This window comes from Ruegeria sp. N10, from assembly GCF_056531545.1.
In genome coordinates, this window is sequence record NZ_JBQFLY010000001.1 from 252274 (window position 1) to 278823 (window position 26550).

Sequence of the window (26550 nt, forward strand, 5' to 3'; positions counted from 1 at the left end):
TTGGTTTTAAAAATGCCCACCAACCTCAAATAGTGTTCCCGCCTTGGGTGCAAGAAAAGTCCCAAGGCGGGTACGTTGTTCAGTCGCCGCGCAGCAGGGCCGCCACGCCGGTGCGGGCGATTTCCATCAGGCCCAGCGGGCGCATCAGGTCAGCAAAAGCGTCGATCTTGTCCGGCGCGCCGGTGATCTCGAAGATGAAAGAGTTCAGGGTGCTGTCGACCACATTGGCGCGGAAGATGTCAGCCAGGCGCAGCGCCTCGACGCGTTTGTCGCCTTCTCCCACGACTTTTATGATGGCCAGTTCGCGTTCAACCGACGGGCCTTCGACCGTCAGGTCATGCACGTCATGGACAGTCACGATCCGGCCCAGCTGCGCCTTGATCTGCTCGATCACCTGCGGCGTGCCGGTGGTGACAATGGTGATGCGGCTCAGGTGTCCTGTGTGATCCACCTCGGCCACGGTAAGGCTTTCGATGTTATATCCACGCCCCGAGAACAGCCCAATCACGCGGGCCAGGACACCGGGTTCGTTTTCGACCAGCACGGCAATGGTGTGGCGTTCCTGCACGTCCGAAAAAGTAGGCCGTAGGTTATAGGCCGAATGGCGGTTGGAGCCTTTTTTGATATGTAGGGCAGACATTTATGTCCCTTTCATCATCCTGTGTTTGCCGGGCGCAATGGTCGCCCGGCGGTAATCCTCGGACGGTATCAGACCAGAACCGAACCTTTGCTGTCGATCACGCCCTGCGTTTCGGCCTCACCCAGAAGCATCTCGTTATGCGCTTTGCCGGACGGGATCATCGGGAAGCAATTCTCGTGCTTTTCAACCAGACAGTCGAAGATTACCGGACCGTCGTAGTTGATCATTTCCATGATTGCGTCGTCCAGATCGGCGGGGTCGGAACACTGGATGCCTTTGGCGCCGAACGCTTCAGCGAGTTTTACGAAATCGGGCAGGGCTTCGGACCAGGAATGCGAATACCGCTCGCCATGCAGTAGCTCTTGCCACTGGCGGACCATGCCGAGGCGTTCGTTGTTCAGGATGAACTGCTTGACCGGAAGACGGTACTGAACGGCCGTTCCCATCTCCTGCATGTTCATCAGCCACGAGGCTTCACCGGCGACGTTGATCACCAGCGCGTCCGGATGTGCCATCTGCACGCCGATCGAAGCGGGGAAGCCGTAGCCCATGGTGCCCAACCCGCCCGATGTCATCCAGCGGTTGGGATCTTCGAACCCAAGATACTGTGCCGCCCACATCTGATGCTGGCCAACCTCGGTGGTGATATAGCGGTTATACTTTTTCGTCAGTTCTTCAAGTCGTTGCAGCGCATATTGCGGTTTGATCGACTTTTCGCTGTTGGTGTAGGACAGACAGTTGATCTTACGCCACTCAGAGATCTGCGCCTGCCATTTCTTGACAGCCGCTGCATCGGTCTTGCGCCCGCGTGACTTCCACACCTTCAGAATGTCTTCCAGAACATGCGCCACGTCGCCGACAATCGGAATATCCACGCGGATGACCTTGTTGATCGAAGACGGATCAATGTCGATATGGGCTTTCTTGGACTTTGGAGAGAACGCGTCGATGCGCCCGGTGATCCGGTCGTCGAACCGTGCACCGATGTTGATCATCAGGTCACAGCCGTGCATCGCAAGGTTCGCCTCGTAGAGGCCGTGCATCCCCAGCATACCCAACCAGTTTTCGCCTGAGGCGGGGTAAGCGCCCAGACCCATCAGGGTTGAGGTGATCGGGAAGCCCGTGGAATCCACCAGTTCGCGCAACAACTGGCTGGCTGCGGGGCCAGAGTTGATGACACCACCGCCCGTATAGAAAACCGGCTTCTTGGCTTTCTCAATGGCTGCAACAAGCTCGTTGATTTCCTCCAGATCGCCTTTCAGCACAGGCTGGTAGTGCGAGGTCGAAGGTTTCGGACTGTTGTATTCACCCGTGGCAAACTGCACATCCTTGGGAATGTCGATCAGAACCGGGCCGGGACGACCCGACTTGGCCACATGGAAGGCTTCGTGCAGCGTCTCGGCCAGCGAATTCGTGTCCTTTACCAGCCAGTTATGTTTGGTGCAGGGGCGCGTGATGCCAACGGTGTCGGCCTCCTGAAAGGCATCCGATCCGATCATGAAGGTCGGGACTTGTCCGGTCAGAACCACAATCGGGATCGAATCCAGCAACGCATCGGTCAGGCCGGTAACTGCGTTTGTGGCACCGGGACCAGAGGTTACAAGCGCAACACCTGGCTTGCCGGTCGACCGCGCATAGCCTTCGGCGGCGTGGATTGCACCCTGTTCGTGACGCACCAGAATGTGGCGAATGTCGTTTTGCAGAAAGATCTCGTCATAGATCGGTAGGACGGCGCCACCGGGGTATCCGAATACCGTGTCCACGCCCTGATCCTTAAGGGCCTGAACTACCATCTTTGCGCCGGTCATCTCACGTGTCATCTGCTTTGCTCCGTTCGCGACATGTGTCTTGCGTTTGACAAAAAAAAGCCCCCGAAATTTCGGAGGCGCATGGGTTCGATTATGGTTTACCGTTACCGGCCCATGCGCGTGGTTCCTACGATTACGACTAGCGTTCTCATCGCCAGAGGCTCCTTTTTGCTTGGAGGGGACATTATGTTCGGGGGGGAGAAGCGTCAACAGGCAAATCCACCAATTTTCTATCTCAATGGCGGTATTTTTCGAAATTTTGTTGCGCAGATTGCCGCACGTCGGGAATTTCCGGGAAAAGGGCGGGCATTTTCGTGAGGGCGGGACAGGTATGAAGGTCTGAATGCGTCAGGTCGATGTCTGAAACTGGCATGATCCGGTGATTTGTCTGCGTCACGCTGACCTTGTGTTCGCAAACGAGGGAGGCGGAGCATGTTACAGGACCTGGTAGATCTGGGACGATATCCGATTGATCGCCCGGATTCGCCAGCTTACAGGCGATTGATCGGGGATTTGCGGCGCGAGTTGGAACAGGACGGCTGTGCGGTTCTGCCGGGTTTCGCACATGCGCAAGGGATCGAGCTGTTGGTGCAGGAGGCCGACGAGGTGGCGCCCAATGCACACCGGTCTTTCAATCGCACAAATGCCTATTTCACCAAAGACGACCCACGGTTCGACGCCGCCCATCCGATCAGACGGTTCTATGACCGGTCGAACGCGTTTGTTCCTGCTGACAATTTTGCGCATTCCGGTCCTTTGCGCAGGATTTACGAGTTTAGCGGATTTCTTCCCTTCATTCGGGATGCGCTGGATGAGCCTGAGGACCGCTTCTTTCGTTACGATGACCCTCTGGCAGATGTGATCATCAATGTCGTGGAAGAGGGGCAGGGCTTTCCCTGGCATTTCGACACCAACAACTACACCGTGACACTGGCGATCCAGAATGGCGAGCAGGGCGGTGCATTCGAATACGCACCCAATCTGCGCACAGCTGAGGATGAGAATTTCGATCAGGTCGCGTCGGTTCTGGACGGAAACAATGAGCGCGTTCATCGGTTGGAGCTGCGACCTGGGGACTTGCAGATTTTCAAAGGCCGCTACTCCCTGCACAGGGTCGCCCCGGTCAAGGGCACGCGGAGGCGGTATGTGGGTATCTTTTCATTTGTCGAGGCCGAAGGCATGTGCGGTGGGATCGAACGGACGCAGCAGCTCTATGGACGTGTGTTGCCACACCATTATGAGCGTGCGGGTTTGCGAAAAGATCAGTTGCTGGACTGAAGGGGCACTACCGGAGGTCAAGACTCCCGCCCATCGTCAACGCGCCTGTGGCGCGTCTTATCTGCTTGGGCCGGGCAGCGCTGCGGTAGCGCAAAGATCAGAAGCCGACCCCCGTGCCTTGCAGCATGCCATGTTCCAGCGCATAGCGGGTCAGCCCGGCGGTCGACGAAATTCCCAGTTTGCGCTTGATGTTCTTGCGATGCGTTTCAACCGTTCGCACCGAGATATCCAGCTTTTGCGCAACTTCTTTGTTTGATTTGCCCTGCGCCAGTTCCAGCAGAATTGTTTGCTCGCGCCCAGTCAGCGCCTCGCGTGCGTTGTCGCCTTTGGGTTTCAGGGACCCACTTGCACCTGTGCACAGATACTGCTCACCCCGCATGACCGCATCGATGGCCTGCTTGATCTCTTCGGTTGGGACATCTTTGAGAACATAGCCTTTTGCGCCGTGGCTGAGCGCGGTCGAAATGTATTCGGGGCTGTCATGCATCGACAGGATCAGGATGCGCGTACCGGGGAGGCGTTCCAGAATGATTTCCGTGGCGCTGAGTCCGCCGAGGCCAGGCATGTTCAGGTCCATCAAGATGACATCCGGGGCGAGGCCAACCGCCTGATCCACCGCGGCCTGACCGCTGCCGAGAGTTCCAACCACTTCGATATCGTCGTAGCTTTCAAGGATCGACTGAATGCCCTCGGCCACCATGGGATGATCGTCGACAATAAGAACTCGGATGTTTTTGGCGCTCATGTACCGGCCTTTCGGTTCGGAGTTGCGTCTTCCTGCGGAGGCAACAGGTGGCTCAGCGGCAGGCTGGCCTCGATTACCGTACCGCCGCGCGGTCCGCGTGATGACAGAATACGCAGCGATCCGTCAAGTTGCTCAATTCGCTCCTGCATGTTGCGCAGACCGATGCCGGTGGTTGGGGTTCCGGATTCTGAGCGCAACCCACGGCCATTGTCGGTGATCCGCATGGTTGCGCCTTTTTTGTGGCCGCGCAGGTCAATCGTCACATAAGAGGCATCCGCGTGGCGTTCGATATTTGTCAGCGCCTCTTGTGCGATGCGGTAGAGTGCGATCTTGCTGTCCTGATCCAGCCGGTTGCGGAATACGACGGTGGAAAACTCGGTCTCGATCCCGGTTCGTTCGCGAAAATCGTCGGTCAGAGCCTTCAACGCAGGTCCAAGGCCAAGGTCGTCCAGCACGCCGGGGCGCAGGTCGCGGCTGATGCGGCGCACCTCGGTGATAGCGGTGCGAAGATGGTCAATGCCTTTGTCCAGCGGATCGCGCGCGCCTTCATCATCGCCGCGCAACAGCCGGCGGCGCGCATTGTCCAGCGCATAGCGCACACCCACAAGGATCTGGCTTATGCCATCATGCAGTTCGCGGGCAACCCGGCCGCGTTCCTCTTCCTGCGCGTCGAAGACACGCTGCGTCAGTTCTTTCAACTTGGCATCCGCCAACCGTCGCTCGCGAATGTTCAGCAACATGCCCGAAGCAAAAACAATCAGAACCGCAGCAACAACAATGGCGCCGATATACATGAAGGTGCGCTGCACGCGGGTCTCAACCTCGGCCCTTGCGTTGGCGACTGTGGCGACAATGTCGTCAATGAAGACCCCGGTACCCACGACCCAGCGCCAGTCCTGCAACCCGACGACATAGGCGATCATCTGCGCCTCATCCCCGGTCGAGGGTTTTTCCCACATGAAGCTGTGCCACCCGGCTCCCTGACGGGCGAGGCGAATGAACTCGTCAACGATAGGTGTGCCATCGCTGTCGGTCAGACCTTCCCAGTTGCGGTTGATGAATTGTGTCTGACGGGGGCTGACCAGATTGTTGCCATCATAATCGTAAACGAAAAAGAACCCGTCCTGCCCATAGATCATTGCCGAAAGTATCTGCGAGACAAGGTTCTTCGACACCTCATCGTCCGGTTCAGCGCGGCCATAGATATAGGCAAAACCATTGCGCGCCTGCGTCACGTAGTTGCGCAGTTCTTCTTTCTTGGCCTCGATCAGGCTGCGCTCCAGGGCTTCGATCTCGCGCTCAGCGGTCGCACGCGCCTCATATGCGACAAGCACAGCGATTGCTGCCACGGCCACAACCAGCGGGATTGCGGCCACCAGCGACAGTTTCTGCGCATAGGTCAGCGAAATCAGATGTCGGATTCTTTGCATGGACGAATCGATACGCAAGCGGCGGCAAAAATGCAAAAAGATTGGCGTTGGTCGGTGAAATTCCGGTATTTGGGCCGTATTTGTTGGAGTTTTCATTCGGAAATTTCACCGCATCCCCCAAAGAAATCGATTCTCTACGCAGTAGTAGGTATTCCCTTTCGCTTCGCTCACATTAGGCTGACGCGCACTGAATGCGACAGGTCCGGTTCTGCCGGATCGTGACTATGAAGGGGAGGAACACTCATATGGATCGTCGTTCATTTCTGAAAAAATCCGCGCTGGGCGGTTCGGCAGCCGCAGCAACCGCTCTGGCGGCTCCGGCCTATGCACAGGGACAGCGCACACTGACCATGGTGACCTCGTGGGGTCGTGGTCTGGCTGGCGTGTTTGACAGCGCGCAGCGTTGTGCCGACAGCATCAACGCCATGTCGGATGGCAGCCTGAATGTTGAGATCAAGGCGGCAGGCGAACTGGTTGGCGCGTTCGAGGTGTTTGACGCGGTGTCGTCCGGTCAGGCCGACATGTATCACGCCGCTGACTATTACTTTGTCGGTCAGCACCCGGGCTATGCGTTCTTTACGGCAGTGCCTTTCGGCATGACCGCACAGGAACTGGTGAACTGGTACTATCATGACGGCGGTATGGAGCTGCATGATGAGCTGGGCGAAATCTTTGGCCTGAAGTCCTTCCTAGCCGGTAACACCGGTGCGCAGGCGGGCGGCTGGTTCTCGAAAGAGATCAACAGCCCCGAAGACTTCAATGGTCTGAAGTTCCGTATGCCCGGTCTGGGCGGTAAAGCTCTGGGCAAACTGGGCGCGTCCGTTCAGAACATCCCCGGTTCCGAAGTGTATCAGGCGCTGTCGTCCGGCGCGATTGACGGAACCGAGTGGATCGGACCCTGGGCCGACGAAAAGGCAGGCTTCCAGGAAATCACCAAGACCTACTACACCGCGGGCTTCCACGAGCCGGGCGCAGGTCTGTCGCTGGCAACCAACCGCGACGTGTTCAATGAACTGACCCCGGCCCAGCAGAAGATCATCGAGATCGCTGCCGCCGAAGCGCACCAGTGGAACCTGGCGCAGTTCCTGGCCAACAACGGTGCCGCCCTGCAGCGCCTGCAGGCCGGTGGCGTCAAGGTTTTGGAATTCCCCGACAGTGTCTGGGATGCGTTCGGCAAGGCCAGCCAAGAGGTTCTGGACGAGAACATGGGCGACGAGCTGTTCAAGAAGATCTACGACAGCGCAATGCCGTCGATGGCGGCTTCGTCGGCATGGAACAACCTGTCGTCGGGTGTCTACACCGCACAGCGTGACCGTGTTCGCGGCTAAATCTTCCTGATCAAAGGAAAAACGGTTTCCCCGCGCCTTGCGGGGAAACCTTTCCCGTTGCGCGAAAGGACTTGGGCAAGCCACAATAGGCCTGCGCGCAACTGAGACGACCTGGGGACAACATGCAGGACGAAAACGGTATCTCGTTCTTCGGCGCCCTGTGGAATGGACTGGTTTGGTTCATTCAGAACATTGCCGAAGCCTTCTATAATTTCGGATATGCGATCACGCATCCGCAGCTCTGGCTGGACTGGTCTGACAAGGCGTCGATCATGCGCTTTGTCTATTACGGCGGTTCGGTCGAATTCTTCTTTGTGGTGTTCACCTTCTTTCTGGTTCTGACAGCCGTCGGGTTGTATTACAGAAACTTCATGTGGGCCATCGTGCGTGGCCTGGAAGGGTTTGCAAACACCACCGGGCGGTTCTTTGCCTGGGCGGGTCTGCTGATGGTAATCCAGCAGATTGTCATCGTTTTCATGCAACGGGTCTTTACCCGTCCCGATATGTCCTTCGGTCTGGGAATACCGTTCCAGATGGATATCAGCTGGTTCGCGGAAGAGCTGAAACTGTATAACGCCATGGTCGTCTGTCTGTGCTGTACATACACATTTGTGCAGGGCGGGCATGTGCGCGTTGATCTGATCTATGCCGGTATTAGCCACCGCGCCAAGCGCGTGGTCGATATGTGCGGTGCGTTACTGTTCATGATGCCAATGGCGGTGCTGACCTGGATGTACGGCTGGTTCTTCCTGTGGCGTCACCTGATCGTGCCGAACCCTTCGGCCAGTGACGCGCTGGACCGTCTGGTAGCCAAGTCCCGTGCCTTGCGCTGGAACGTGGAAACCATCGGGTTCAGCCCTAACGGGTTCAATGCCTACTTCCTGTTCAAGATCCTTCTGGTGGCTTTTGCGGCCATGGTGTTCCTGCACGCCATCGCGTTTTTGTACCGGTCATATCTGGAATACGTGGAAGGACCGGACAGCGTTGGAAAATACCTCGACAAGGACAGCCTTGGTGAGGGTGAAGAAGCCTATGAAGGCGCGCATTAAGGGCGGAGACAAAGACAATGCTATTCGGACTTGATGGCGTCGAGATAGGCCTCATTATCGTATTCTTTTGCCTTTTCGGGGGCATTCTTTCCGGCTTTCCGGTGGCTTTTGCCATCGGCGGGGCGGGGATCATATCCTTTGGCATCATCGCCGCGCTGGACAGTGCGGGGTTGCTGATCCACCAGGCGATTGACGTCGGATCGCAAAGTTATCGGGACCTTGTGAATTCCGGGATCAAGCCGGACACCATATCGGTGTTCCGATACCCGGATTTGCCAAGGCTTGCCGAACCGGTTTTTGCCTCGGGCTGGGAAACCGCGCTGGACCGCAACGTTTCGTTCATCGTGAACCGCATGAACGAGCGCGTACTGGCCGGACAATCGATCGAGACCCTTCTGGCCGTGCTCATGTTTGTTCTGATGGGCATCACGCTGGAACGTTCGAAGATTGCCAATGATCTGCTGACGACGATGGCACGTGTTTTTGGCCCGCTTCCGGGTGGTCTGGCCGTGTCAATTGTGGTTGTGGGGGCGTTTCTGGCGGCTTCGACCGGTATCGTTGGCGCGACCGTTGTGACGATGGGCCTGCTGGCGCTTCCAACCATGTTGCGCAACAACTACTCGCCGGAACTGGCGACCGGTGTGATCGCGGCATCGGGCACCTTGGGGCAGATCATTCCGCCGTCGATCGTGATCGTCCTACTGGGCACATTGGCAGGAGATCTGTATTCGACAGCCCAGGAAACCCGGGCTGTTGAGGCCGGTTGCACCGACGCGCTGACCTATCTGGGTGAGCCTGCGGTTGTCTCGGTCGGGACCTTGTTCCAGGCTGCGCTGTTGCCAGGGATCATGCTGGCGCTGCTCTATGCGCTCTATGCCTTTGGTTATGCATTGCTGAATCCACACAAAGCGCCCGCTGTGGCTGTGTCCGGTGGTTCCGGGGAACCCATTACGCGGTCAGAAGGCCTGACATGGTTGCTGGGTGCGCCTGTAGCCCTGATCGTCGGCGCGGTCCTTTTGGGCAATGTCGGTGTGATCGGAAGCCAGAACATCTCGGTCTCGGCCTTCTCGGATATCGGCGAGGGTGCGTCGCTGCGGACCAACGTATCGGAAGAATGCAAGGCTTCAATGATCGACCTGCATGGGCAGGCTGCATGGGATCAGGCGGTTTCCGAGCAGGAAGCCATTGATGCCGCGGGCGGCACAACCCAAGCGCATCGCCTGACAGAAGAGGAACTGGCTGCTGAACAGCAAAAAAGGATTGCCGATGCGGCACCGATCGGCACCGGAGTGGCGGTTACCCTCGTCCTGCTGGGGCTGACCCTGGTTCTGGGCCGAGGGATCGCACCGTCGCGGTCACCGCAACCGCTGATACTTGGCGCAATCGGGCTGCTGCTGATGGCGTTGGTCGATATCCTGATAATATCGCCTACCACATCCTCTGGCGTGACTTTCGTACTGCTCGCCCTGCCGTTCGCGCTGGCCATGTATGGTTGCAAAGAGGCTGCGGCCCGCTGTGCCACAAACGATCTGATCCGCGTGGTCTTCCCGCCGCTTGTTCTGATCATCGCGGTGCTGGGCTCGATCCTGGGAGGTGTCACCAATCCGACACCGGCGGCTGCGCTGGGCGCGGGTGGCGCGATCATGCTGGCCGCCTATCGCAAGCTGCAGGATCAGGGCCGTTCGGGCAAAGTGGTCATCTGGTCGACCTTCGCCGTTGTCATTGCACTGCTGATGGGGGTCAACTTTGACCTGCGTATCAATCAAGGCAGTGTGACGGTGGAAACCTGGATCGCCTTCATCATTGCTTATGCGGCCTACCTTTACGCCCTGTTCGGGCTGCTGTACGGATGCTGGGTGCTCTATTCCAGCGGTGTTTTGACCCCGGTGGTGCGTGAGACAGCCAAAGTGACCTCGATGGTGTTCACCATCCTGATCGGATCGCAGCTGCTGAACCTCGTGGTGATTTCATTCGGAGGGGAGCATTATATCCAGCAATTCCTGAAGAGCTTTGACAACGAGTTCACGGTTTTCCTGATCGTGATGCTGGTGCTGTTCATTCTGGGGTTCGTGCTGGATTTCCTCGAGATCATCTACATCGTGATCCCCATCGTGGGCCCGGTGATCTATGGCGGCTCGTTCGATCCGAAATGGGTCACGATCATGGTGGCGGTGAACCTTCAGACGTCGTTCCTGACGCCACCTTTCGGGTTTGCGTTGTTCTACCTTCGAGGGGTTGCGCCGAAAGAGGTCACAACAGGTCATATCTATCGCGGGATCGTTCCGTTTGTTCTGATCCAGGTGATGGGGATCGCGATCTTGTGGTTCTTCCCGACGATTGTCACGATCGTTCCGGACCTGATGCCAAACTGATCCGATCCGGAAGAGAATATTGCAAAGGGGGCCGATTGGCCCCCTTTTCTGTTTGTTTCGGGCAAGGGGCCAGCCCCCTTGGCCTGCGGCCAATTCATCCCCGGGATACTTATAGCCAGATGAAGATGCGGATCAGGTGAACTGGATCAGGTCCCAGCGATTGCCGAAGGGATCACGCCAGACAGCGACGATGCCATAGGGTTCGTGGCGTGGGTCTTCTTCGAAATAGACATCCCCGGCGCGCATATCTGCGTGGTCACGATAAAAGTCATCGGTTTGCAGGAAGAACCCAACGCGCCCGCCGGTCTGGTTGCCTATGGCGGCGGTTTGTTCAGGTCCGTCAGCCTTTGCCAATAGAAGGCATCCGCTGTCCGAACCTGGAGGCGCGATCAGAACCCAGCGCTTGCCATGGCCGAGGTCGATGTCCTTGATGAGTTGGAAGCTGAGTGTCTTTGTATAAAACAAGATGGCGTCGTCGTAATCCGGCACCACAAGGGTGACGGCATGCAGGCTTTGTTTCATCGCGCGGTCAGCCTTTGGTCGGATGCCGGTCAGGGAGCTGGATATTGGCGACCTGTTCGGCGATTGGCGGCGCTGACAAGGGGTGATGCGATGTGCCGGAATAAGCATCCGGATCACTGATCTTTTGCCACCCCCCCTGAATATACGCCTCAAGCCCAGAAAACTTGGCTTTGTAGCCCATCTTGGGACTGCCGGGGACCCAGTACCCCAGATAGATATAGGGCAGGCCCGCCTCACGTGCGATGTCGATATGGTCGAGGATCATGTAGGTGCCGAGTGAGTTCTGCGGCTGTTCCGGGTCGTAGAAGGAATAGACCATGCTTAGCCCGTCATCGAGCACATCGGTCAGGCTGACGGCGATCAACTCGCCCGTTTCAGGATCGGCATATTCCACAACGCGGCTGCGGATCGGTGTTTCCTCGATCATCGCGGCGAATTCGAAAACGTCCATGTCAGCCATGCCACCATCGGCGTGACGGGTGTCAAGATAGCGGCGGAACAGCTCGTATTGCTCATCCGTGGCCCATGGCGAGGTTGCGCGGCGTTCCAGATACCCGTTCCGCTTTGCCGTGCGCTTCTGGCTTTTGGTCGGACGGAAGGCTGAAACATCGATCCGGGCCGACAGGCAGGCTGCGCAATCCGTGCACGAAGGCCGGTAGAGTACATTCTGAGACCGGCGAAATCCTTGTTGAGACAGGGAATTGTTCAGCTGTTCAGCCCCTTCGCCTTGCAGGGCGGTGAACAGTTTACGTTCCATCCTGCCGCCAAGATAAGGGCAGGGCTGCGGTGCCGTGACATAGAATTGTGGCGCAATTGGCAGCGTATGTCGCATGAAATCCCCATCCAGCCTCGGGAGGGATGATAGCAACCGTTCCCGAGACCGCCAAGTGTTTCACGCAACCTTGCGTCAGGCCCGTTGATTGATCATGACGGTGCCCAGAAAACTGTCGGTCAGACCCTGGCCACGGGCGCTGGTCATCATCATGATGACCGAGATGATCTGGACCACGGGAAAGGCCATGCTGACGAAATAGCCAGCAGTGTGGGCAAGCGCCTTGCCCAGATCCATTCGTTCTCCGAACGCATCGCGCAGCTCGATCCCCATAAAGCGCATTCCCAGCGTGGCTGAGCCGTTGGCGATTGTCACCACCCGGTAGACGAAGCTGACAACCGCGTAGATCAGGGCCAGAAAAAACAGACCCAGAAAGGCGGTTAAAAGGATTGCCACCGTGCAAAGCAGCGAAATGAAGGCGATATCGAACAGCCAGGCAACGAAGCGTTTGGTTGTCACCGAACGATAGAAATCAGGTTGGGTGTCCGGGTCGGGCAGATGGTTCATTCGATAGGTCCGTAAAACAGGGGTAGGGGGACCCTGTCCCGAAACACCGGGGCAGGGCAAGGTCAATCAGGCGGGCTCGCCCTTGCCGTCTTCGTCATGGCTTTCGCGGGCGCGTTCATCCATGAATTGATCGAATTCGGCTTTGTCCTTGGCGTCACGCAGGCGGCGCAAGAAGGCTTCGAAATCCTGTTGTTCGCGTTCCAGGCGGGCCAGGGTATCTGCTTTGTAGGCGTCGAAGGCGCTGTTGCCCGAGGGCTTCATTGCACTCATGTGGCTGTGCCAGGATTTGCGGCGGTTGCAGGATTTGCTGAACATGCGTTTGCTCCAGATCATATAGGCCAGCAGGGCAAGGCCAACGGGCCAGAAGAAGATGAAACCAAGAACCATGGCGGCGATCCAGGCCCCTTTGCCTTTGTCATCCAGCCAGGCTTCGGTTCGGTAAAGCCATCCCGGATTCGCGGGGACGGCGGGGTCGGACAATGCGGTCATTTGAGCTCTCCAGGGTTGATGTAAACTCTATTCACATTGCATAGATGGGGTACCGTTTGGATGGGTGCAAGGGGTAATGTGAAAAAGATTTACATTATGCAATCCGGTTGACGTTTCAGGATCTGGCTCGCAGGGTCCGGGTATGGATATGACGGACAACAAAGCCGCCCCTGCACTAAAGGACATTCTTGAACTGGAAACGCAGGTCTGGGTGGCGCTGGTTGAAGGTGATGCAAGCGCCGACCGCGCCTTGCTGAGCGCGGATTTTCTGGGCGTTTATCCCACGGGGTTTGCCAATCGGGACGATCACGTCGGGCAATTTGCAGATGCGCCAACGATGGCCGAGTTTGATCTGAGTGACGCTCGGTTACGCGTTCTGACCCCGGATATCGTCTTGCTGTCCTACCGTGCCGATTACCTGCGCCCGGGTGCAGATCGGCGCGAGGCGATGCTGATTTCATCTTTGTGGGAACGAAGAAACGACGTTTGGGTCAACAGCTTCAGTCAGGACACGCCGGTTCAGGAAACCTGATCAGAATGCCCCATTGACGATTACGTCCCGCAATGCGCAGGGTGCGCGCATGACTGACGCTCTTGCCATTACCCGCCTTCCGCGTGCGTTTGATCCGTCCCTGGGCGATGAAGCCCGCGCTTTGATGCCTGATCTGTCGCAGGAGATGGGAGAGCTGGTGGCAGGAACGGCCGGGTCCAGCCCATATCTTAAAGGCCTGATAGAGCATGAAAGGGAATGGCTGCCTGATGCCTTAGTGCGCCCGGACCAGGCGCTGTCTGAAGTCATGGCGGAAGCGCGTGAGCTGCCCCCGGATCAGCTGAAATCCGGCTTGCGGCAGGCAAAGCGGCGTGTGGCGCTGTTGACCGCGCTTGCCGACATCGCAGGTGCCTGGCCGCTTGAGAAAGTCACCGCGGCACTGACCGATTTCGGGGCACTGGCCGCAGATGTTGCGGCCAAGGCCGAGATTGCGACGTTGATCCGGCGCAACAAACTGCCGGGTATGACCGAGGACGATATCGAAACTGCCGCCGGGATGGTCATTCTGGCCATGGGCAAGATGGGCGCGCATGAGCTGAACTACAGCTCGGATATCGATCTGATTGTGCTGTTTGATGAGACCCGGTTTGACCCCGATGACTTCTATGAGGCCCGGCAGGGCATGGTGCGGGCAACGCGGAACTTCTGCGCGACGCTTAGCGACAAGACTGCCGATGGCTATGTTTTCCGTACAGATCTGAGGCTGAGACCTGATCCCGCCGTAACACCGGTCTGCATGGCGATGGAGGCCGCTGAACGGTACTACGAAAGCCTTGGCCGCACGTGGGAGCGCGCAGCATATATTAAGGCCCGCCCCTGCGCCGGAGACTTGGCCGCGGGGCAGCGGTTTCTGGACACATTGCGCCCTTTTGTCTGGCGTCGCCATCTGGATTTTGCCGCCATTCAGGACGCGCATGATATGCGTCTTCGAATTCGCGAAAACAAGGGTACGGGCGGGGCCTTGTCGATCCCCGGCCACGACATGAAGCTGGGGCAGGGCGGTATTCGCGAGATCGAGTTCTTCACCCAGACCCGTCAGTTGATCGCAGGTGGCCGCGATCCGGATTTACGGGTGCGCGGAACGGTCCCGGGGTTGGCGGCGTTGGCGTCAAAGGGCTGGGTGCCACAGGATGTCGCGGACAAACTGACCGATCATTATCGGGCACATCGCGAAGTCGAACACCGCATTCAGATGGTTCATGATGCACAGACGCATAAGGTGCCGAAATCACCGGAAGGCATCGAACGCATCGCCTGTCTGATGGGGATCGGCAGCGACGAACTGAAACAGGACCTGAAAAGCCGCCTGACTGAAGTACACGAACTGACTGAAGGATTTTTTGCGCCTGGGCCCGGTCCTGCACCTGTGGCGGCACAGGATGTGGAGTTTGACCAGAGTGTTCTGGCCCGGTGGACGACCTATCCGGCCTTAAGGTCCCAGCGCGGGTCGCGGATATTCGAACGGTTGCGGCCCGAGCTGCTGTCGCGTCTTGCCAAGACCGCCAAACCGGACGAGGCGTTGATGGCGCTGGACGGGTTTCTGTCAGGCCTTCCTGCCGGGGTGCAGCTGTTTTCATTGTTCGAGGCCAATCCGCAACTGATTGACCTACTGGTCGATATCGTTGGCACGTCTCATGCTTTGGCCTCGCATCTGTCGCGCAATGCCTCGGTTTTCGATGCGGTGATCGGCGGCAGTTTCTTTGCCGATTGGCCGGGGCAGAAGGCTTTGCAAATCGAACTGGCCCGTGCGCTGGCGGAAGAGCCTGACTATGAAACCCGGCTCGACCTTGCGCGGCGCTGGTGTAAGGAATGGCATTTCCGGGTCGGTGTCCACCACTTGCGCGGTCTGATCGACGGGGCACAGGCAGGCCGGCAATATGCAGAGCTTGCACAATCGGTGATTGCCGCCATCCTGCCATATGTTGCCGAAAATTTCGCCCGCAAACACGGGCCCGCACCGGGGCGCGGAGCGGCGGTGTTGGGCATGGGGTCGCTGGGCGCAGGACGGATCAATTCGCAATCCGATCTGGACATGATTGTGATCTATGACCCGCAGGATCAGGACATGTCCGATGGTCCGCGCCCTCTGGCCACGCGCACCTATTATGCGCGGTTCACGCAGGCGCTGATCACAGCACTTTCAGCTCCGATGTCACAGGGGCGGCTGTATGAAGTTGACATGCGCCTGCGCCCGTCCGGCAATCAGGGGCCGGTCGCCACCAGTTGGGCCAGCTTTACCAATTATCAGCAGAACGAGGCCTGGGTGTGGGAACATCTGGCCCTGACCCGTGCTCATGTCGTTGCGGGTGATGCCGGTTTGGCAAATGATATCGAAGCGTTCCGCGCCGGGTTTCTGTCGCGCCCACGCGAGCGGGACAATGTCTTGCGCGAAGTCGCCGAGATGCGAACGCGCCTGGCCGCAGCCAAGGCACCTGCCGGGATTTGGGATGCCAAAAACGGGCCCGGCCGCCTGATGGACATCGAACTGATGGCCGAAACCGGTGCCTTGCTGGCAGGGACTACGGCACGCGATGTGTCCTCGGGCCTCGATGGAGCCGTCGCTGCCGGGTTGCTGGATGTCGCGCAGGCGCAATCCCTGAAAGACTGCTACAGCCTATGCTGGTCGGTGCAATGTGCGGCCCGGCTTCTATCGGGCAAAGTCATCGAGGCGGAGCAGATCGGTGAAGGAGGTGTGGATTTCCTGTGCCGTGCCACCGGGTTTGAACAGGTCGATGCACTGCAACGGGCATTGCAGGAGAGTTACACAACTGCGGCCGACCTGATCGGCAGCGTGATCCAAGAGGGCGAAGATGGCACGCAGCACTGATCCCAATGACCACAAAGGTCTGATCCAGGAAGCTTATCGCATCGAAGGCATCACCCTGCCGGAATGCCGCAGCATATTTCTGGACTGGGCGCTCAGCCTGCCCGAAGAGCGTGACCAGAACACGGCGCTGACCGAGTTGCATGCGGCATACGCGCTGCACTGCCCGGATCATCCCATGACTCAGGTTCTGTCCGAGGGCCTTCAGGCGGCCCAAACCCCGAAACGGCGCGGTGGCTGGCGTTCGCGAAGCCGCTAGGTCTTTTCCATCGGCACATTCGCGACTAAGAGGGCGCCATGACCCAATCTGCCGACCGCCCCCGTATCCGCCTGAAACCCAAAGCCAACGCGCGCGGCCTGCGCCATGGCTTCCCTTGGGTCTATGCAAATGACATCGTCACCGACCGCCGTACGCGCAAGATCCCCGCAGGCGCTCTGGCGATTCTCGAGGATGACACTCGCGCAGCGCTTGCGCTGGTGGCGGTCAATCCTGAGTCAAAAATCATGTGCAGGGTGCTGGATCGTGATACCAACGCGCAGTTGGACAATACTTGGTTCGAAACCCGCCTCAGCCGCGCCCTTGCACTGCGTGAACGTCTGTTTGATGCGCCTTTCTACCGTCTGGTCCATGCCGAGGCCGATGGCTTTCCCGGTGTGATCATCGACAGGTTTGGCGATACCTGTGTCATCCAGCCCAACGCGGCCTGGGCCGAGGTGCATCTGGATACGCTCACCGAAGCGCTAATCAAGGTCGCAGGCGTGACGACGGTGCTGAAAAACGCCTCGGGCCGCACGCGCGGGCTGGAAGGGCTGGACGATGAGAACCTGACTTTGCACGGCACCGCACCCGACGCGCCCCTGCCTGTGCCAATGAATGGTGCCACGTATATGGCCGACCTGACCGGAGGTCAGAAAACCGGCCTGTTTTACGATCAACGCCCCAACCAAGCCTTTGCCTCACGGCTGGTACATCCCGGAGCGCAGGTGCTGGACGTGTTCAGTCATGTCGGCGGCTTTGGTCTGGCGATGCTGGCCGCAGGTGCCGGACGGGCCTTATCCGTCGATGGGTCTGCGGCCGCGCTGGAACTGGCCACCAAAGGTGCCGAGGCTTCGGGCCTTGCCGACAGGTTCCAGACCCGGCAGGGCGACGCGTTCGATGTACTGACTCAATTGGGGGACGAGGGTGCGGTTTTTGACGTGGTCATTTGTGACCCACCTGCCTTTGCCCCATCAAAACAAGCGCTGGATGCGGGTTTGCGCGCCTATGAACGTATCGCACGGCTTGCCGCACCTCTGGTCAAACCGGGCGGCTATCTGGGGCTGTGCTCGTGTTCTCATGCCGCCGATCTGGGACGGTTCCGCGATGCCTCCTCCCGCGGGATCGGCCGGGCGGGCCGAAAGTCGCAACTGATCCACACCGGATTTGCTGGGCCGGATCATCCGCAACTGCCGCAACTGGCGGAAAGCGGCTACCTCAAGGCGGTGTTTTACCGCCTATGAAGGCTGTTCTCGACACTTGCGTCCTCTATCCCACGGTCATGCGCGAAATGCTATTGGGCGCCGCGCGATTGGGACACTTCACCCCGATCTGGTCCGCCCGCATCCTCGAAGAATGGGCCCGCGCCGCCCGCAAGCTGGGCCCGACGGGGGAGGCGCAGGCGCGTGCTGAAATCGCGCTGGTGCAAGGTGCCTGGCCGGATGCCGAACGTCCAGCGAACGAGGGTCTTCAAAACCGTCTGTGGCTGCCGGACGCCGCAGATATCCACGTGCTGGCCACAGCAATCGCGGCTTCCGCTGATCTGATTGTCACGGTAAATGCCAAGGATTTTCCCAGAAATATCCTGACTGATGAAGGGCTTGACCGGAAAGATCCCGACAGCCTGTTGTACAGCTTCTGGCAGTCAAACCCAGAAGGCATGAGCACACTTGCCACACAGGTCCTTGCCGAAGCCGATCGCCTCTCAGGCGAACAATGGACTCTCCGCGCGCTCATGAAAAAAGCCCGGCTTCCGCGATTGGGCAAAGCGCTCGCCATCTGAGCGGGATCCAGCTTCATCTGGCCAAAAATATCCCGGAGAGCGCGAGAGGCTGGCCTCTCGCAGCACAGGCATCACCCGCGTGCCCAACGCTGTTCAAGCTTTTCCAACGCCGCAACACGTTCATCTGTCTTGGGATGGCTCATCAGCCAGGCCGGGACCACCCCGGCGCGCTGCTGTGTCAACTCTTCCAGCTTGTGAAACAGTGATTTCTGTGGTCCGATTCCAATCCCGGCTTTTGTCAGCAAAGCGGCTGCGTATTCATCCGCCTCATACTCGTCCTGCCGCGACAGGCGCGAGGCGATCAGTGCGGTCAACGCATTGGCAATCATCGCCCCGACAAAGGGGATGAACCTGTTCAGAACCATGATCAGCGCCGTTCGCATCGCATTCTGCCCTGAAAAATCGATCATCCGCCGCCGTGCGTGACCCAGCGCCACGTGCCCCAACTCATGCGCGATTACACTGGCCATTTCCTCAGCCGAAACCTCTCCGTTGTGAAACTTGCGGTAAAATCCCCGCGTGATGAATATCCGCCCGTCCGGCGCGGCCAGCCCGTTCACCGGGTCGATCTCGTAGATATAGACCGGCACCCGTTCGATCCCGAGCGCCGCCGCCAGCCGGTCGGTCATGCGTTTCAGCGCCGGATCGGCAAGTTCCGTCGATTTCGCATCCAGTTCCCGATGGGTGCGCCAGACGGAAATCCGGTACATCACAATTCCATAGGCAATGGCCAGCAGGATCGGGGTCAGGCGAAGCATGGGTTAGATATGGTAGCACTGGGCTTTTAGAGCAAACGAAAAATTCAGGGGCCGCTATTGGGACAAAGCTACCGCCAGAATTCTGCGATCCTGCGGCAGCTTTGTTGATCTATAGGATGCGATGTAGCAATCAAAGACCTGTAGACGGCTCAACTTCCAGTAAGACGAAAGTCTTCTTTCCATTGACGTCGAATTTCTGAACCACGTCACCTTCGCGAACGACCGTCAGACAACGATAGCGGCCTTCATCCGCTACCATGGAAACACAAACCTGATCCGTATCAGTGATCGCAAATGCTCCCGTACCCGTCCAACCGCCGTTGGTTAATTCGCCACTGACGATATTGTTCGGGTCGTAATAGAAACGGAACGTCTTCTCTCCGGAACTGGCTGTGACCCTGTTTCCGATCAGTAACTCGGCTATCTGTTCTGCATTCAGCTTTTTGCCGCCATTGGCCAATGCCGCTTCAAGGTCAGTTTGCGCGAAGACCGAGCCGCCGGCACAGGTTATTGCGGCCGCCATGAGCAGTGTTCTCAACCGTGGCATGTTCCTTCTCCTTTCATGATGGGGGAAACGTATCGGGATGATTTCCCGCCATACGGAAGTTAGAAGGATTCCGGCCGCGGCACTTGATCGAAAGCTGATATTTCCTGACATTTAGATGACAATTGGCAAAATCCGTTGAGCGACAAACACAGCCGGATGTAAGTTGAACTATGTACAGGTTTTTGGATTTTGAACTTGACCCGGCAAAAGGTTTGAGCCGCAGCGGACATCCGGTGGCATTGGAGCCTCAGGCACTTCAATTGCTTGAATTACTGATTAGAAACCGCAGTCGAATCGTCACCAAGGATGAAATAGTTGATGAAGTCTGGGCCGGAAAGGCCATAACGGACGCAGCTCTGAACACGCGAATCCGCTCTGTACGAAAAGCACTGGGCGATAGCGCGGCGAGTTCGGAGTACATCAAGACGCTTCCCAAGCGCGGGTTTCAGTTCGTTGCGCCGGTCGTTCAAAACGAGCCTTCGGAACAGCAATCTGGCAGGCCTTCAAAACGGCTTGCTCTTGCTGCGAGCATTGTTTTGGCGTGTGCTCTTGCCATTGTCTTTTTTTCTGTCTCCTTTGAACGGCAAGGATTGCCAGATACCGAAACCCCGTCATTGGCTGTTGTTCGTTTTGATAATCTGGGCGGTGATAACGCGGGGCAGTACTTTGTCGATGGTCTTACAGACGATCTGACCACTCACCTGTCACGCAACCGTGACTTGTTCGTCGTTTCCAGCGCGACGATGTTTTCTTATGCGCGTGGCGAGGCGAGCCCGATCGAAATCGCCCGCGAACTGGGGGTCGATTACATCGTCCGGGGCAGCGTCCGACGCGCTGGCGATCGGGTGCGGGTTAGCGGAGAACTTATTGATGTGGATGCCAGCGAAACTATTTGGGCAGAGAGTTTCGAACGGCAAACAACGGGTATCTTTGCGGTTCAGGACGAGATTAGCCAAGCAATCGCCGGGCAATTGTTGCCGGAAATATACCTGTCGGACGCGACGCGCTCACAGGGAAAGCCAACTCAGGACATGGGAGCGTGGGATCTGTACCTTCGCGGTCGGGTGCGTCAATCCGAGTTTACCAAGGAGGCACAAGAGGAAGCCGCAAGCTACGCGCGGGAAGCGATTGCGGCTGATCCTGGTTTTGCCGCAGCCTACAGCCTGTTGGCTCGTGCCCTTGGGACGACTTTCTTCTTCCAATGGGCAGACACCCCGCAGAACACGCTCATATCCGCTACCGAAGCCGCTACGCGAGCTATAGAACTCGACGGTCAGGAAGCGCAGGCCCACGCGGCATTGGGATATATTTACCGGTTTACCGGCGAGGCGGATCCTGCCATCGCAAACCTCGAACGCGCGGTCGCTCTCAATCCCAATGACGCTCGTATCCGTTTGGAACTGGCGCATACTTTCGATTGGTTTCGTATGCAGGACCGTGCGTTGCCGGAGATTGAAATGGCCATCAAACTGAGTCCGCGCGATCCGATGCTGCAGAACATGTACTTTTATAAAGGGCATATCCTGTTTCATCTTGGACGCCACGAAGAGGCGCTGGATACTGCAAGGCAGCTGGGCACTGTCGCGACAAGCAACACCTGGCGTCTGTTTCATCATCTACTGCGCGCCGCAAACCTTGCCGAAATGGACCGACCGGAAGAAGCTCGTGAGGCCGTGGAGGCGGCTATGCGCATTAATCCGAAACTTTCAATTTCGGCGATGAAGAGACAGTTCGCAGGATCGAAAAATCATCCAGAAAACCGAAAAATCTGGTTGGCGAGTTTGAAAAAGGCTGGTGTGCCGGATTAGGTGCAAAAAACAAAGAAGTTCGAAGACTGGACGCTCGTAAGTTGGAAAACTGGTCGCTATGGCCTCAAACCTGCCATCAGTCTCTACCGCGTCAGCTCGCGCATTCCCTTTTCAAGACCAGCCAGTGTCATGGGCACCATGCGATCTTCAAAGATGTCGCGGATCATGCTGATGGAATGGGTGTATTCCCAGTATTTCTCGGGCACCGGGTTGATCCACAGGTTTGACGCCCACTGTTCGCGCGCGCGTTGCAGCCAGACTTGCCCGGCTTCCTGGTTCCAATGTTCATTGGCACCGCCGGGATAGGCGATTTCATAGGGGCTCATCGAGGCGTCGCCGACAAAGATGCACTTGTAGTCGGATCCATAGGTGCGCAGCACTTCGTGGGTCGGGGTCTGTTGGTTCCAGCGGCGGCGATTGTCGCGCCAGACCCCTTCATACAGGCAATTGTGAAAGTAGTAATATTCCAGATGCTTGAACTCGGTTCTTGCAGCGGAAAACAACTCTTCAACCACTTTGATATGAGGGTCCATCGAGCCGCCGACGTCCAGAAACAATAGTACCTTCACCGCGTTGTGGCGCTCGGGCCGGGTTTTGACATCCAGATAGCCATGCTCGGCCGTGGCACGGATGGTGCCGTCCAGATCCAGCTCTTCAGCTGCTCCCTCCCGCGCCCAGCGGCGCAGGCGTTTCAAGGCGACCTTGATGTTGCGGGTGCCCAGTTCAACCGTGTCGTCGAGGTTCCTGAATTCCCGCTTGTCCCAGACCTTGACGGCACGCTGATGGCGGCTTTCTTTCTGTCCGATACGGACGCCTTCAGGGTTGTACCCATAAGCCCCGAACGGAGAGGTTCCTGCGGTACCAATCCATTTGTTACCGCCCTGGTGACGGCCTTGTTGTTCCTTGAGGCGCTCGCGCAACGTTTCCATCAGCTTGTCGAAACCGCCGAGCGCTTCGATCTCTGCCTTCTCCTCGTCCGACAGGTGTTTCTCGGCCATCTTGGCGAGCCAATCGGCTGGGATATCGACAGCTTCCAACACCTGATCGAAACTGATCTCGCCCAAGCCCTCAAAGCTGGCGGCAAAGGCGCGGTCGAACTTGTCGATATTGCGCTCGTCCTTCACCATCGACACCCGGGCAAGGTAATAAAACGCTTCGACATCATAGGTGACCAGACCCTTTTTCATGCCTTCCAGAAAAGTCAGATACTCCCGGAGTGATACCGGGATGCCCGCTTTGCGGAGGTTTTTGAAAAAGGGCAAGAACATTGCGTCATGCCACCATGCGAAGCAGAACCAGCGAGATCACCAGCCCCACAAGCGCAAAAGCGATCCCATATCCGGCGGCATACTGTGCCATGTCAGCGCCGTTTCCATTGCGTTTTTTTGCGGTCAAAGCACCCAGGATTGCACCCAGTATCGCCATTCCCAGTACTAGCAACATATGCGTTTCATCCGTCTTTCGTGCTGTCAGCGGGGCGTCGGCCACTGTTTTGAGCCAGAGATTGAGCCACCAAATCAGAACCGAACCCGTATCGCGCCCATCCAAGGCTGTCCAGTCTGACGGCACGTGCCTTTTGTAATTGACCGGCCTGTTTCAAGGCCTCGGATTTCAACAGCAGCAAGGTTGCCAGAAGCGAAGCGTTTTCCGCGCGGGTCATCACGTCGATGGCCTGATCCAGTTCGGGCAGGACCTCTGGCCCGCGATCCTGCGCAAGCGCAAAGGCTGCGGTTTGCGTTGAGACATAAGCCTGATGAACCTCGGTTCCGGGCGTTGCGCGAAGAAACTGTTGCGCGATCTTGAACTGCCGCTGGGCTTCCGCCGGGTCACGAAACTGCTCCATCCGACCCATCAGGTAGTGGGGATAGGCGCGGCGGTGATCCGTCCATCCCAATTGCTGCCCGATGCGGGCTGCCTTTTGCGCGGCGCGTATCTGCCGGGGGGAACCCGGCCCTGGTCCCAGTGATTTCTGGATCGCGTTGATCCACTCTCGGGGGGTATCCGTTGGCCGTTGCGCGGCTAATCGGTCACCGCGTGGATTCAGGCGGCTGAGAACATCGGGGATGACGGCGGCGACCTGATCCCGTGTCATACCGGTGTGCAGTTCGGGCGCATAGGCCGCGCGCAGAATCAGCATGTCGAACCCGGTCAAAACCGTATGAATATTGTCGTCGTTGAACACGGAATCCGGCAGGTGATAGAGGTCGTTCAGCGGACCAAGGGCTTGCGCCAGTTCTTCGTGCAGACAATCGCGCATTTCCTGCGGGCTGACATCGTAGGGGATGAATATCCCCAATCGTTCGCGCTGGCGCAGCTCAACCCAACTGCTTTTGGTCTTGCGGCGGTCGCGCTGATACTCAGCCAGGCTGGACGCGTTTGGCACCACGAAACAGGCCGCGTTTGGCAGAATTTGCAGAATGTCCTTCTGACTGACCGCTTCGATCGTGATATTGGCCTGACCGTCGTTGATTCGTCGGATGTTGATACCCGCCTCGCGCTTCAGGCGGTTCAGCAGGCGGGTCAAATCCTGCTGCATACTTTGTGTCGGCGATCCAGTCAGGCGAACGGTGATCGGCGTTTCGAACCGGGTGAAAACGGGCAGGGCGGCCCCGCTTTCCAGTTCGAAATGCAGGGACAGGAAATCCGACGCGATGTTTTTGTTGGATCGCGCTGGTGGCGAGGGACGTGGTGCCGCAAAAGACTTGGCCGGTGGCAACGCCACTTCGACATATGAAACATCGTTCCCGAGTTCGATTGTCTCGACAGACGTGCAGCCAGCGATAACCAGCGCCAGAAAAAGGGCGCCCAAACGCATCATGGGCGGGCGTACTTGATGAACGGTGTCAGGGTGCCGATGCGATCATAAAGGTGGCGTGCCGTGTGGTTGAACTCTTGCGTCAGCCAGTAAACGGATGGGGCGCCCTGGCGATCCGCCTCTTCATAAACCGCCTGAATCAAGGCGCGACCGACGCCCGTTCCTCGGGTTTCAGGTCGGGCGAACAGGTCTTGCAGGTAACAGACCTTTTCCACTTTCCAAGCGTGGCGATGAAACAGGTAATGCGTCAGCCCGACCAAAACGCCATCCTGTTCCGCAACAAAACAGGAAAAATCCTGTGGGTCGTCGCCCAACAATCTGGAGAAGGTCGTTTCATACACGTTTTCAGGCAGGGTAGTTTCATAAAACGCCAGATAATCCCGCCACATTTCGGCCCACTGATCTTTGTCCTCGGCCCGCAGGGTCCGGATTGTCAGAGCGTTCGCCAAGTGATGACCCCAATACTGCTGCTTTGAAACGCGGTTGCGTCAGGTATTTCGATGCTGACACCCGGGATACGCAATGGCAAGCCGTGATCACTGATTGTTCACACGCAGGCTAGCGTTTGCCACGTGCCATGAAAGCAAGACGTTCGAACAGATGCACATCCTGTTCATTTTTCAGCAAAGCGCCATGCAGCTTCGGCAGCGCGCTGGCCCCGTCACGCCTGAGGTCTTCGGCCGTCAGGTCTTCGGCCAGCAACAGCTTCAGCCAGTCCAGCACCTCCGAGGTCGAGGGCTTTTTCTTGAGCCCTTGCGTCTCTCGGATCTCATAGAATTGCGTCAGCGCGGCGGTCAGAAGTGCGTCCTTGATGCCGGGATGATGCACATCAACGATCCGGCGCATCGTCGCCTCATCCGGAAAGCGTATATAGTGGAAAAAACAGCGGCGCAGGAAAGCGTCTGGCAGCTCTTTTTCGTTGTTCGAGGTTATGATGACGATAGGGCGGTGCTTGGCCCGGATCGTCTCGCCCGTTTCGTAGACGTGGAACTCCATCTTATCGAGCTCCTGCAACAGGTCATTGGGGAACTCGATATCCGCCTTGTCGATTTCATCGATCAGCAGAACAACCTTTTCGTCGGCGTCGAAGGCCTGCCACAGCTTGCCCTTGCGGATATAGTTCGACACATCATGGACACGCTCTTCGCCCAGTTGGCTGTCACGCAGGCGGCTGACGGCATCATATTCGTAAAGACCCTGCTGCGCGCGGGTGGTGGATTTCACATTCCACTCGATCATTTTCAGCCCCAGCGCACCGGCTACCTGTCTGGCCAACTCGGTCTTGCCGGTACCGGGTTCGCCCTTCACTAACAGGGGGCGCTCAAGCGTGACAGCGGCGTTCACGGCAATGGTCAGATCGTCGGTGGCGACATATTCGGCTGTACCTTGGAAACGTGCGGTCATGGGCCTCTCGTGCGTATATTGCGTTGGACGGGCAGCTTGTGGTTTCCGGGTTACAGAGCGGCAAGGTTTTTTACAACCCGCGTCCCTGCGTCGCCCGGCGGGAATTGTGCTGCAACTCCAAGCCCTTTTGCTTGATTCCGATGTAGACCTTTCCCGGACGTTGTACCTCTCGCCCCAAAAAAGCCTGTCAAATTTCATAGAAATACAAGGTTTTGTTGATGTTTGTCTCATAGTTAGACAAATCCGCGGGGGTGCACTGTTGCGCAACGTTTGTGTAGTGACATTCCACCGCCCGTCGGCTAAACGCTGCGCAGAAGGGAGAGCCAAATGTCAGCTGAAACAGCCTCGAACGACGTTACTGGCCATACCGAGGGAGCAAATATGAAGCAGGAAGTTTTTCTGCCGGAAGATTACCGTCCGGCCGAAGATGAGCCTTTCATGAATGATCGTCAGCTTGAGTATTTTCGCCGCAAGCTGCTGGATTGGAAGACAGAGTTACTGGCTGGTAGCCGCGACACCATCGAAGGGCTGCAAGACAACACCCGTAACATTCCGGACGTCGCGGACCGCGCCAGCGAAGAAACAGACCGTGCGCTGGAACTTCGGACCCGTGATCGTCAGCGAAAGCTGGTCGCCAAGATCGACTCAGCCCTGCGCCGGATTGATGATGGCGAATACGGGTATTGCGAAATGACGGGCGATCCGATCTCGCTGAAACGTCTGGACGCACGACCGATTGCAACCATGACACTTGAAGCGCAAGAGCGCCACGAGCGTCGCGAAAAGGTCCACCGCGACGATTAAT

26 protein-coding genes are annotated in these 26550 nt (G+C 57.8%); 11 read left to right on the forward strand and 15 right to left on the reverse strand.

What is annotated here, in order from left to right; translation table 11 throughout:
- Window positions 1–79: 79 nt before the first annotated feature.
- Entirely contained in the window at window positions 80–640 is a 561-nt protein-coding gene (gene ilvN / locus ACR0JI_RS01265) for an acetolactate synthase small subunit (protein WP_209503637.1), read from the reverse strand.
- Window positions 641–708: 68 nt separating this feature from the next.
- Window positions 709–2460, reverse strand: coding sequence for an acetolactate synthase 3 large subunit (locus ACR0JI_RS01270; RefSeq protein WP_480493004.1), 1752 nt, complete (start codon window positions 2458–2460; stop codon window positions 709–711).
- A 420-nt stretch (window positions 2461–2880) separates the two neighbouring features.
- Between ACR0JI_RS01270 and ACR0JI_RS01275 the strand changes: the two genes are divergently transcribed.
- Window positions 2881–3726, forward strand: coding sequence for a HalD/BesD family halogenase (locus ACR0JI_RS01275; protein WP_480493005.1), 846 nt, complete (start codon window positions 2881–2883; stop codon window positions 3724–3726).
- A 97-nt stretch (window positions 3727–3823) separates the two neighbouring features.
- Here ACR0JI_RS01275 and ACR0JI_RS01280 read toward each other — a convergent pair whose 3' ends face one another.
- Window positions 3824–4471, reverse strand: coding sequence for a response regulator transcription factor (locus tag ACR0JI_RS01280; RefSeq protein WP_480473305.1), 648 nt, complete (start codon window positions 4469–4471; stop codon window positions 3824–3826).
- Window positions 4468–5901 (reverse strand): cache domain-containing protein, encoded by a 1434-nt coding sequence (locus ACR0JI_RS01285; protein WP_480493006.1) that lies wholly within the window; start codon window positions 5899–5901, stop codon window positions 4468–4470. The genes ACR0JI_RS01280 and ACR0JI_RS01285 overlap by 4 nt, the downstream gene beginning before the upstream one ends.
- Before the next feature lie 245 nt (window positions 5902–6146).
- Between ACR0JI_RS01285 and ACR0JI_RS01290 the strand changes: the two genes are divergently transcribed.
- The 3 genes from ACR0JI_RS01290 (at window position 6147) to ACR0JI_RS01300 (ending at window position 10650) form a co-directional block, all read left to right on the forward strand.
- A complete protein-coding gene (locus tag ACR0JI_RS01290) occupies window positions 6147–7229 on the forward strand; it encodes a TRAP transporter substrate-binding protein (RefSeq protein WP_480473301.1) in 1083 nt (360 codons plus the stop codon).
- 122 nt (window positions 7230–7351) lie between these two features.
- Window positions 7352–8278: a TRAP transporter small permease subunit gene (locus ACR0JI_RS01295; RefSeq protein WP_267363848.1), complete on the forward strand. Its 927-nt coding sequence runs from the start codon at window positions 7352–7354 to the stop codon at window positions 8276–8278.
- Window positions 8279–8295: 17 nt separating this feature from the next.
- Window positions 8296–10650 carry a TRAP transporter large permease gene (locus ACR0JI_RS01300; RefSeq protein ID WP_480493007.1) on the forward strand — a complete coding sequence of 785 codons (2355 nt, stop codon included), beginning with the start codon at window positions 8296–8298 and terminating at the stop codon, window positions 10648–10650.
- A gap of 132 nt (window positions 10651–10782) precedes the next feature.
- Here ACR0JI_RS01300 and ACR0JI_RS01305 read toward each other — a convergent pair whose 3' ends face one another.
- The 4 genes from ACR0JI_RS01305 to ACR0JI_RS01320 form a co-directional block, all read right to left on the reverse strand.
- A complete protein-coding gene (locus ACR0JI_RS01305) occupies window positions 10783–11172 on the reverse strand; it encodes a VOC family protein (protein ID WP_480493008.1) in 390 nt (129 codons plus the stop codon).
- A 7-nt stretch (window positions 11173–11179) separates the two neighbouring features.
- Complete coding sequence (locus ACR0JI_RS01310; protein ID WP_480493009.1) at window positions 11180–12004, reverse strand: arginyltransferase; 825 nt, start codon at window positions 12002–12004, stop codon at window positions 11180–11182.
- Between the two features lie 75 nt (window positions 12005–12079).
- The gene (locus tag ACR0JI_RS01315) at window positions 12080–12511 is read right to left on the reverse strand and encodes an RDD family protein (protein WP_480473291.1); all 432 of its coding nucleotides are present in this window, start codon (window positions 12509–12511) and stop codon (window positions 12080–12082) included.
- A gap of 66 nt (window positions 12512–12577) precedes the next feature.
- On the reverse strand, window positions 12578–13000 hold the full coding sequence (locus ACR0JI_RS01320; protein WP_480473289.1) for a DUF2852 domain-containing protein: 423 nt from the start codon (window positions 12998–13000) through the stop codon (window positions 12578–12580).
- Between the two features lie 148 nt (window positions 13001–13148).
- Here ACR0JI_RS01320 and ACR0JI_RS01325 point away from each other — a divergent pair, with 148 nt between their 5' ends.
- The 5 genes from ACR0JI_RS01325 to ACR0JI_RS01345 are packed head-to-tail and all read left to right on the forward strand — an operon-like array spanning window position 13149 to window position 18413.
- Window positions 13149–13532, forward strand: coding sequence for a DUF4440 domain-containing protein (locus tag ACR0JI_RS01325; RefSeq protein WP_480493010.1), 384 nt, complete (start codon window positions 13149–13151; stop codon window positions 13530–13532).
- 49 nt (window positions 13533–13581) lie between these two features.
- Window positions 13582–16377, forward strand: a complete 2796-nt coding sequence (locus ACR0JI_RS01330) for a [protein-PII] uridylyltransferase family protein (protein ID WP_480473285.1) — start codon at window positions 13582–13584, stop codon at window positions 16375–16377.
- Window positions 16361–16633, forward strand: coding sequence for a hypothetical protein (locus ACR0JI_RS01335; protein ID WP_480473283.1), 273 nt, complete (start codon window positions 16361–16363; stop codon window positions 16631–16633). Before ACR0JI_RS01330 ends, ACR0JI_RS01335 begins: the two co-directional genes overlap by 17 nt.
- A 38-nt stretch (window positions 16634–16671) precedes the next feature.
- Window positions 16672–17874 carry an RSP_2647 family RNA methyltransferase gene (locus ACR0JI_RS01340; protein ID WP_480473281.1) on the forward strand — a complete coding sequence of 401 codons (1203 nt, stop codon included), beginning with the start codon at window positions 16672–16674 and terminating at the stop codon, window positions 17872–17874.
- Window positions 17871–18413 (forward strand): RSP_2648 family PIN domain-containing protein, encoded by a 543-nt coding sequence (locus ACR0JI_RS01345; protein ID WP_480473279.1) that lies wholly within the window; start codon window positions 17871–17873, stop codon window positions 18411–18413. Before ACR0JI_RS01340 ends, ACR0JI_RS01345 begins: the two co-directional genes overlap by 4 nt.
- Before the next feature lie 71 nt (window positions 18414–18484).
- On the opposite strand, the gene ACR0JI_RS01350 is transcribed toward ACR0JI_RS01345, so the two are convergent.
- Complete coding sequence (locus ACR0JI_RS01350; protein ID WP_480473277.1) at window positions 18485–19171, reverse strand: M48 family metallopeptidase; 687 nt, start codon at window positions 19169–19171, stop codon at window positions 18485–18487.
- A gap of 130 nt (window positions 19172–19301) precedes the next feature.
- Window positions 19302–19718 (reverse strand): hypothetical protein, encoded by a 417-nt coding sequence (locus ACR0JI_RS01355; protein ID WP_480473275.1) that lies wholly within the window; start codon window positions 19716–19718, stop codon window positions 19302–19304.
- A gap of 182 nt (window positions 19719–19900) precedes the next feature.
- Between ACR0JI_RS01355 and ACR0JI_RS01360 the strand changes: the two genes are divergently transcribed.
- Window positions 19901–21526, forward strand: a complete 1626-nt coding sequence (locus ACR0JI_RS01360; protein WP_480473273.1) for a winged helix-turn-helix domain-containing tetratricopeptide repeat protein — start codon at window positions 19901–19903, stop codon at window positions 21524–21526.
- 83 nt (window positions 21527–21609) lie between these two features.
- On the opposite strand, the gene ACR0JI_RS01365 is transcribed toward ACR0JI_RS01360, so the two are convergent.
- From ACR0JI_RS01365 to ACR0JI_RS01385, 5 genes are all read right to left on the reverse strand, one after another.
- Window positions 21610–22794, reverse strand: a complete 1185-nt coding sequence (locus ACR0JI_RS01365) for a vWA domain-containing protein (RefSeq protein ID WP_480493011.1) — start codon at window positions 22792–22794, stop codon at window positions 21610–21612.
- A gap of 4 nt (window positions 22795–22798) precedes the next feature.
- On the reverse strand, window positions 22799–22969 hold the full coding sequence (locus ACR0JI_RS01370) for a hypothetical protein (protein WP_209503658.1): 171 nt from the start codon (window positions 22967–22969) through the stop codon (window positions 22799–22801).
- 7 nt (window positions 22970–22976) lie between these two features.
- Window positions 22977–24344: a DUF2927 domain-containing protein gene (locus ACR0JI_RS01375; RefSeq protein WP_480493012.1), complete on the reverse strand. Its 1368-nt coding sequence runs from the start codon at window positions 24342–24344 to the stop codon at window positions 22977–22979.
- The gene (locus tag ACR0JI_RS01380; protein WP_480473267.1) at window positions 24341–24790 is read right to left on the reverse strand and encodes an N-acetyltransferase family protein; all 450 of its coding nucleotides are present in this window, start codon (window positions 24788–24790) and stop codon (window positions 24341–24343) included. The genes ACR0JI_RS01375 and ACR0JI_RS01380 overlap by 4 nt, the downstream gene beginning before the upstream one ends.
- A 109-nt stretch (window positions 24791–24899) precedes the next feature.
- Window positions 24900–25745, reverse strand: coding sequence for an AAA family ATPase (locus ACR0JI_RS01385; RefSeq protein ID WP_480473265.1), 846 nt, complete (start codon window positions 25743–25745; stop codon window positions 24900–24902).
- A gap of 381 nt (window positions 25746–26126) precedes the next feature.
- On the opposite strand from ACR0JI_RS01385, the gene dksA reads away from it, so the two are divergent.
- On the forward strand, window positions 26127–26549 hold the full coding sequence (gene dksA / locus ACR0JI_RS01390) for an RNA polymerase-binding protein DksA (RefSeq protein ID WP_209504868.1): 423 nt from the start codon (window positions 26127–26129) through the stop codon (window positions 26547–26549).
- Window position 26550 lies beyond the last annotated feature (1 nt).